The organism is Halomonas sp. 707D4 (genome assembly GCF_024158685.1).
Lineage (GTDB): Bacteria > Pseudomonadota > Gammaproteobacteria > Pseudomonadales > Halomonadaceae > Vreelandella.
Map to the genome: position 1 here is coordinate 1 of NZ_JAMZBD010000164.1, position 6344 is coordinate 6344.

At 64.2% G+C, this 6344-nt stretch carries 6 protein-coding genes; all 6 read right to left on the reverse strand.

The window, feature by feature from the left end; translation table 11 throughout:
- A partial coding sequence (gene recO / locus BIS11_RS08770) for a DNA repair protein RecO (RefSeq protein ID WP_253585936.1) occupies nt 1-363 on the reverse strand: 363 nt, incomplete at its 3' end.
- Between the two features lie 8 nt (nt 364-371).
- Nucleotides 372-1271: a GTPase Era gene (gene era, locus BIS11_RS08775; protein ID WP_253420875.1), complete on the reverse strand. Its 900-nt coding sequence runs from the start codon at nt 1269-1271 to the stop codon at nt 372-374.
- The gene (gene rnc, locus BIS11_RS08780) at nt 1268-1963 is read right to left on the reverse strand and encodes a ribonuclease III (protein WP_227390756.1); all 696 of its coding nucleotides are present in this window, start codon (nt 1961-1963) and stop codon (nt 1268-1270) included. The genes era and rnc overlap by 4 nt, the downstream gene beginning before the upstream one ends.
- Before the next feature lie 61 nt (nt 1964-2024).
- Nucleotides 2025-2828 (reverse strand): signal peptidase I, encoded by an 804-nt coding sequence (gene lepB, locus BIS11_RS08785; protein ID WP_253420872.1) that lies wholly within the window; start codon nt 2826-2828, stop codon nt 2025-2027.
- A gap of 15 nt (nt 2829-2843) precedes the next feature.
- Nucleotides 2844-4658 (reverse strand): translation elongation factor 4, encoded by a 1815-nt coding sequence (gene lepA / locus BIS11_RS08790; RefSeq protein WP_253420869.1) that lies wholly within the window; start codon nt 4656-4658, stop codon nt 2844-2846.
- Nucleotides 4659-4849: 191 nt separating this feature from the next.
- Nucleotides 4850-6256, reverse strand: a complete 1407-nt coding sequence (locus BIS11_RS08795; protein WP_253420866.1) for a DegQ family serine endoprotease — start codon at nt 6254-6256, stop codon at nt 4850-4852.
- Nucleotides 6257-6344: the final 88 nt, after the last annotated feature.

Genomic DNA, 6344 nt, shown 5'->3' on the forward strand with positions numbered 1-6344 from the left:
GGGTGTGGGCAGCGCCTCGAGCAACGCCCCGTAGAAGGCGAACACCTCCTGGGCGGGCAGCTCAAGCGGCAGCAGGCGCGTGGCGATCTCGTTGGCGTAGAGCCCGCAGAGAAGCCCCTCCCCCACCAGCAGCGCGGTCTGCCCGCGCGACTCCATCAAGGTCAGCCGCTTCAACTCGCGCTCGCCGCGCCAGGCGACGAACAAGGGAGTAAACGGCTGCAGGCGCTGACGGGATTTCGAGCCGGGCCGCTGGCCGCCGTGGGCGACGGCGCGAATGCGCCCGTGCTCGAGGGTGAGCAGGTCCACCAGCGCGCTGGTCTCGCGGTAAGGGCGCCGGTGGAGCAAAAATGCGGGCTCGGCCATGGTACGACTCAATCGAGGTCGTAACCCAGGCTCTTGAGCGCACGCTCATCGTCGGACCAGCCGCGCTTGACCTTGACCCACAGGTTGAGCATGACCTTGGTGCCGAGGGTGCGCTCCATGTCCAGGCGCGCCTCGCGGCCGATGCTCTTGATGCGCTCGCCGTTCTCGCCGATCAGGATCACCTTCTGGCCCTGGCGCTCGACCAGGATCAGGGCGCTGATATGGGTGACGCGCTCGGTTTCGCGAAACTCCTCGATCTCGACGGTCATCTGGTAGGGAAGCTCGTCGCCGAGCTGGCGCATGACCTTCTCGCGCACCAGCTCCGCCGCCATGAAGCGCAGGCTCTTGTCGGTGATCTGGTCTTCCGGAAAGTAGTGGATGCCCTCGGGCAGGTACTTGGCGACCTCCGCTTCCAGGGCGTCCACCTGGGTGCCGTGCTTGGCGGAGATCGGAATCACCGCGGCGAACTCGCGCCGCGCGCCCACTTCCGAAAGCCATGGCAACAGCGTCGCCTTGTCCTGCAGACGATCCACCTTGTTGACCGCCAGGATCACCGGCGCCTCGACGTGCTCCAGGCGCGTCAAAACCGCCTGGTCCTCGTCGCTCCAGCGGGTGCGGTCGATGATGAACACCACGCAGTCGACGTCGCGCAGCGCTTGGCTGGCGGCCTGGTTCATGAAGCGATTGATCGCCTTGTTGCGATCCTTGGACATGATGTGCATGCCCGGCGTATCGACATAGATGAACTGGGTCTCGTCGAGGGTCTTGATGCCCATGACCTGGTGGCGGGTGGTCTGGGGGCGCCGCGAGGTGATGGAAACCTTCTGCCCCAGAATGCGATTCATGAGGGTCGATTTGCCTACGTTGGGCCGCCCAACGATGGCCACGAAGCCGCAGGTTTGACTCATGATGGCTTGTCTCCGGGTGTCTTTTCGAGATGACCAAGCGCCTCTTCGGCGGCTTGCTGTTCGGCGTGGCGCCGGCTGGGGCCCTTACCGGTCGTATGCTCGCTCAAGAGCTCGATATAGCACTCGACGGTAAAGGTCTGAGCGTGGGCTTCGCCTTTGACCGACACCACTTCATAACGAGGCAGCGCCGCCTGGCGCGACTGCAAGAACTCCTGCAGCCGGGTCTTGGGGTCTTTCTGGGTATCCTGCAGCGAGGTGCTGTCGAGGCGCTCGGCGTACCAGGCGAGCACCCGCTCGCGCACGGCATCCATGCCTGCATCCAGGTAGATGGCACCGATCACTGCCTCGACCGCATCGGCGAGGATCGACTCGCGGCGATGGCCGCCGCTTTTCATTTCGCCGGAGCCCAGGCGCAGGCATTCGCCGAAGGCCATTTCCCGGGCGAGTTCCGCCAGGGTCTGGCCCTTCACCAGCCGCGCTCGCAGCCGTGAAAGCTGCCCTTCGCGGGCCTGGGGGAAACGCTGGAAGAGCGCCTCGGCGATGACGAAGTTGACGATCGAGTCGCCCAGAAACTCCAGGCGCTCGTTGTTGCGCCCACCGAAGCTTCGGTGGGTCATGGCCAGCTCCAGAAGCGACTCGTCGCCAAAGGTGTAGCCGATCCGTCGGCAAAAAGCGTTCAGGGAATTACTCACGATGCTCCTACGTCTGCGACGTTAAACAAGGGTGCCGGGGCGGCGACAAGGGCGATACGGCTCATTCGATGCGCCGGACGCTGGAGAAGCTCGGCAGCCCCCCGTCCCAGTGCATCCAGACGGCGAAGGCGCGACCGACGATGTTCTCCTCGGGCACGAAGCCCCAGTAGCGACTGTCGTTGGACTGGTCGCGATTGTCGCCCATCATGAAATACTCGCCCTCCGGCACCACGACCTCGCCCATCTGCGGGCCGGGGTCGCGGGGATTGTTGTAGATGGCGTGGCGAACCGAGCCCAGCCGTTCTTCCAATAATAGCTGCTGGGGAGAGCCTGCGGGGCCCTCTTCGATCAAGGTCTTGGCGACGGGTTCGCCGTTGACGTAGAGCTGCTTGCCCTCGTAGCGAATGCGATCGCCAGGCAGCCCCACCACGCGCTTGATGAAGTTGACCGAGGGCTCGTCGGGGAAACGGAAGACCATCACCTCGCCGCGCTCGGGCTCGTCCACCTCGAGCACCTTGGTATGCACCACCGGCAGGCGCAGCCCGTAGGCGAACTTGTTGACCAGGATGAAGTCGCCCACCTCCAGGGTCGGGCGCATCGAGCCCGAGGGGATCTGGAACGGCTCGACGATGAAGCTTCTGACCACCAGTACCACCAGCAGCACCGGGAACAGCGAGCGCGAGTAGTCGATGGGCCACGGCTCCTTCTCGAGCTTCTCCCGGGTGGCGGCGTCCAGGCCGTCGTGGGAGGCCGCTTCGGCGCTCGCCACGCGCTTTTGGCGCCGCGGGCGAAACCAGAGGGCATCCAGCAGATAGATGATCCCGGTGACGATGACGGCCAGTACCAGCAGTAGTGAAAAATCCATGAGGGTGTCGTCTTCCTAGTCGTTGACCTTGAGCACGGCGAGGAAGGCATCCTGGGGAATCTCGACGCGCCCCACCTGCTTCATCCGCTTCTTGCCGGCCTTCTGCTTTTCCAAGAGTTTCTTCTTGCGGCTGACGTCGCCGCCGTAGCACTTGGCCGTGACGTTCTTGCGCAGCGCCTTGACCGTCGAACGGGCCACCACCTGGCCACCGATGGCCGCCTGGATCGCCACGTCGAACATCTGGCGCGGAATCAGCTCCTTCATCTTCTCGACCAGCAGCCGCCCGCGGGAGTGGGCGTGGTCGCGGTGGATGATGACCGCCAGGGCGTCGACCTTGTCGCCGTTGATCAGCACGTCCAGGCGCACCAGCTTGGAGGTCTGGAAGCGCTCGAAATTGTACTCAAGCGATGCGTATCCCTTGGAGATCGACTTCAGCCGGTCGAAGAAGTCCATCACCACTTCCGACATGGGAAGCTCGTAGGTGAGCTGGATCTGGTTGCCGAGGAACTGCATGTCGAGCTGGGTGCCACGGCGCTGCTCACACTCGGCGATGACGTTACCGACGAACTCCTGGGGCACCAGGATGCTGGCGCGCACGATGGGCTCGCGCATCTCGTCGACGTCCGCCATGTCGGGCAGCTTCGAGGGGTTGGAGACGTAGCGAGTCTCGCCGTTCTTCATGGCGAGCTCGTAGACCACCGTCGGCGCGGTGGTCAGCAGATCCAGGTCGTACTCGCGCTCGAGGCGCTCCTGGATGATCTCCATGTGCAGCGTGCCGAGAAAGCCGACGCGAAAGCCGAAGCCCAAGGCATCGGAGTTTTCCGGCTCGTACTCGAGGGAGGCGTCGTTGAGCGCCAGCTTCTCGAGAGCGTCGCGGAAATCCTCGTAGTCGTCGGCGCTGACCGGGAACATGCCGGCGTAGACCTGGGGCTTGACCTTCTGGAAGCCCGGCAGGCGCGCGACGTCCGGCGTCTTGGTGTGAGTGATGGTGTCCCCCACCGGCGCCCCGTGGATCTCCTTGATACCGGCGACCACGAAGCCCACCTCGCCGGCACGCAGGATGCCGGTCTCCTTGCGCAGCGGCGTGAAGATACCGACTTCCGAGGTTCCCCAGTCGCGCCCGGTGGACTTGATGCGGATCTTGTCACCTTTTCTGAGCGTGCCGTCGAACAGCCGCACCAGCGACACCACGCCGAGGTAGTTGTCGAACCAGGAGTCGATGATCAACGCCTGCAGCGGTGCGTCGGGGTCGCCCTTGGGCGGCGGGATGTCGCGCACCAGCCGCTCGAGCAGCCCGTCGATGCCGATGCCGCTCTTCGCCGAGACCTGGCAGGCGTCGGTGGCATCGAGGCCGATGATTTCTTCCACTTCCTGCGCGACGCGGTCCGGGTCGGCCTGGGGCAGGTCGATCTTGTTGAGCACCGGCAATACCTCGAGCCCCTGCTCGATGGCGGTATAGCAGTTGGCCACCGACTGCGCCTCGACCCCCTGGGCGGCGTCGACGACCAGCAGCGCCCCTTCACAGGCGTAGAGCGAGCGCGACACTTCGTAGGAGAAGTCGACGTGGCCCGGGGTGTCGATGAAGTTGAGCTGGTAGACCTGACCATCGGCGGCGGTGTAGTCCAGCGTCACCGACTGCGCCTTGATGGTGATGCCGCGCTCGCGCTCGATGTCCATCGAGTCGAGCACCTGTTCCTTGAGCTCGCGCTCGGTCAGACCGCCACAGGTCTGGATCAGGCGATCGGACAGGGTCGACTTGCCGTGGTCGATGTGCGCGATGATTGAAAAATTTCTTATATGCTTGATCTTGCTATCGTTTTCTTGGGTCATTAGCCGTATGAATCCGGTATGGGGTCGCAACTACGAGTGATTGATCGGACGGCTCGGCGCGTCGCACTAAAAGGTTTGCGGCATTGTACCGTTAGCAAGACGCGGGTGCTATGTTCATCGGCGGCAGCATCTGACAGCACAACGCCCGGGCGGGCCCGGGCGTTGCACGATACGCGTGGGTCGCTTGCGGCCTACTCCAGGCGCAGCGCCACGAACAGCGAACGGCCATCGCGGTAGAGACGCACCGGAATGGCACGATCGCTCGGCAGTTCCTCGACGATGCCCATCAGCTCGTCGGCGGAGGAGACGCTCTTGTGATCAACGCTGACCAGGATGTCGCCAGGCAGAAGGCCCGCCTCGGCGGCGACGCTGCCGGCTTCGACCTGATGCACCTCGACACCGCCGCTGATACCGAGGCGCTCCTTGAGCTCGTCGTCCAGCTCGCCGACGCTCACGCCCAGGCGCACCTGTTCGTTGCTGCCTTGGGAGCCGTCCTGTTCGGCGTCCGGCCAGCTGCCGAGCTCGACGGTCTCTTCGATCTGCTGACCATCACGCATCACGGTGAGCGAAACGTCGCTGCCCGGTGCGACGCGCCCGATCAGACGCGGCAGCGTGCTGGAACGATCCACCTCCTCTCCGTTGACGCCGGTGATCACGTCGCCGGCCTGCAAGCCTCCCTGGGCCGCCGGACCCTCCGGGTCGAGATCGGCGATGAGCGCACCGATGGCGTCCTGCATGCCGAAGGACTCGGCCAGATCGCGGGAGACCGGCTGGATCATCACGCCGAGCCAGCCGCGGTTCACATGGCCATCCTCGCGCAGTTGATCGGCCACGTTCATGGCGACGTTGATCGGAATGGCGAAGGAGAGACCCATGAAGCCTCCGCTGCGGGTAAAGATCTGCGAGTTGATGCCGATCACTTCGCCGTCGAGGTTGAACAGCGGACCGCCGGAGTTGCCGGGATTGATCGCCACGTCGGTCTGGATGAACGGCACGTAGGCGTCACGCGGCAATGTGCGGTTGATGGCACTGACGATGCCGGCGGTGACCGAGTGATCGAAACCGAAGGGCGAGCCGATGGCCGCCACCCACTCGCCGACCTTGAGTTCGTCGGAGTTGCCCAGGTTGAGCACCGGCAGGTTGTTGGCATCGATCTTCAAGAGCGCGACGTCGGTCTGGGGGTCGCTGCCCACGAGCTCCGCCGCAAGCTCGCGACGATCATTGAGGCGCACGAGGATCTCATCGGCATCCTGCACCACGTGGGCATTGGTCATGACGTAGCCATCGGCGCTGATCACGAACCCCGAGCCCAGGGACTGGCGCTCCTCGCTGCGGTTCGGCGCGTCTCCGTGCGGCGAAGGGAAGCTATCGCCGAAGAAGTGACGAAAGATCTCGGGAATCTCCTGGCCACCGAAGCCCCGCATGTCCGGGCCGCTGCGCTGGATCGTTCGGCTCGTCGAGATATTCACCACCCCGGGGGCGGCATCCTCGACGAGCGCGGTAAAGTCGGGAAGATTCTGAGCGTGGGCACTTTGGCCCAGCACCAGCAGCGTCATCATGCATAGCCAGAGCGAGTAGGAAACAACCGAACGCTTCATGCGAAAGCTCCTAGTCAAGCAAATACCAAGCGAAGGGAGGGGAAACACGACCTGAAAAGCCGTGCGACACATCAAAGACCGATACCGG

What these genes read in the sequence shown, in the direction of transcription:
- era (WP_253420875.1), bottom strand. Translation starts at nt 1,271, where the DNA reads ATGAGTCAAACCTGCGGCTTCGTGGCCATCGTTGGGCGGCCCAACGTA.
- lepB (WP_253420872.1), bottom strand. Translation starts at nt 2,828, where the DNA reads ATGGATTTTTCACTACTGCTGGTACTGGCCGTCATCGTCACCGGGATC.
- lepA (WP_253420869.1), bottom strand. Translation starts at nt 4,658, where the DNA reads ATGACCCAAGAAAACGATAGCAAGATCAAGCATATAAGAAATTTTTCA.
- BIS11_RS08795 (WP_253420866.1), bottom strand. Translation starts at nt 6,256, where the DNA reads ATGAAGCGTTCGGTTGTTTCCTACTCGCTCTGGCTATGCATGATGACG.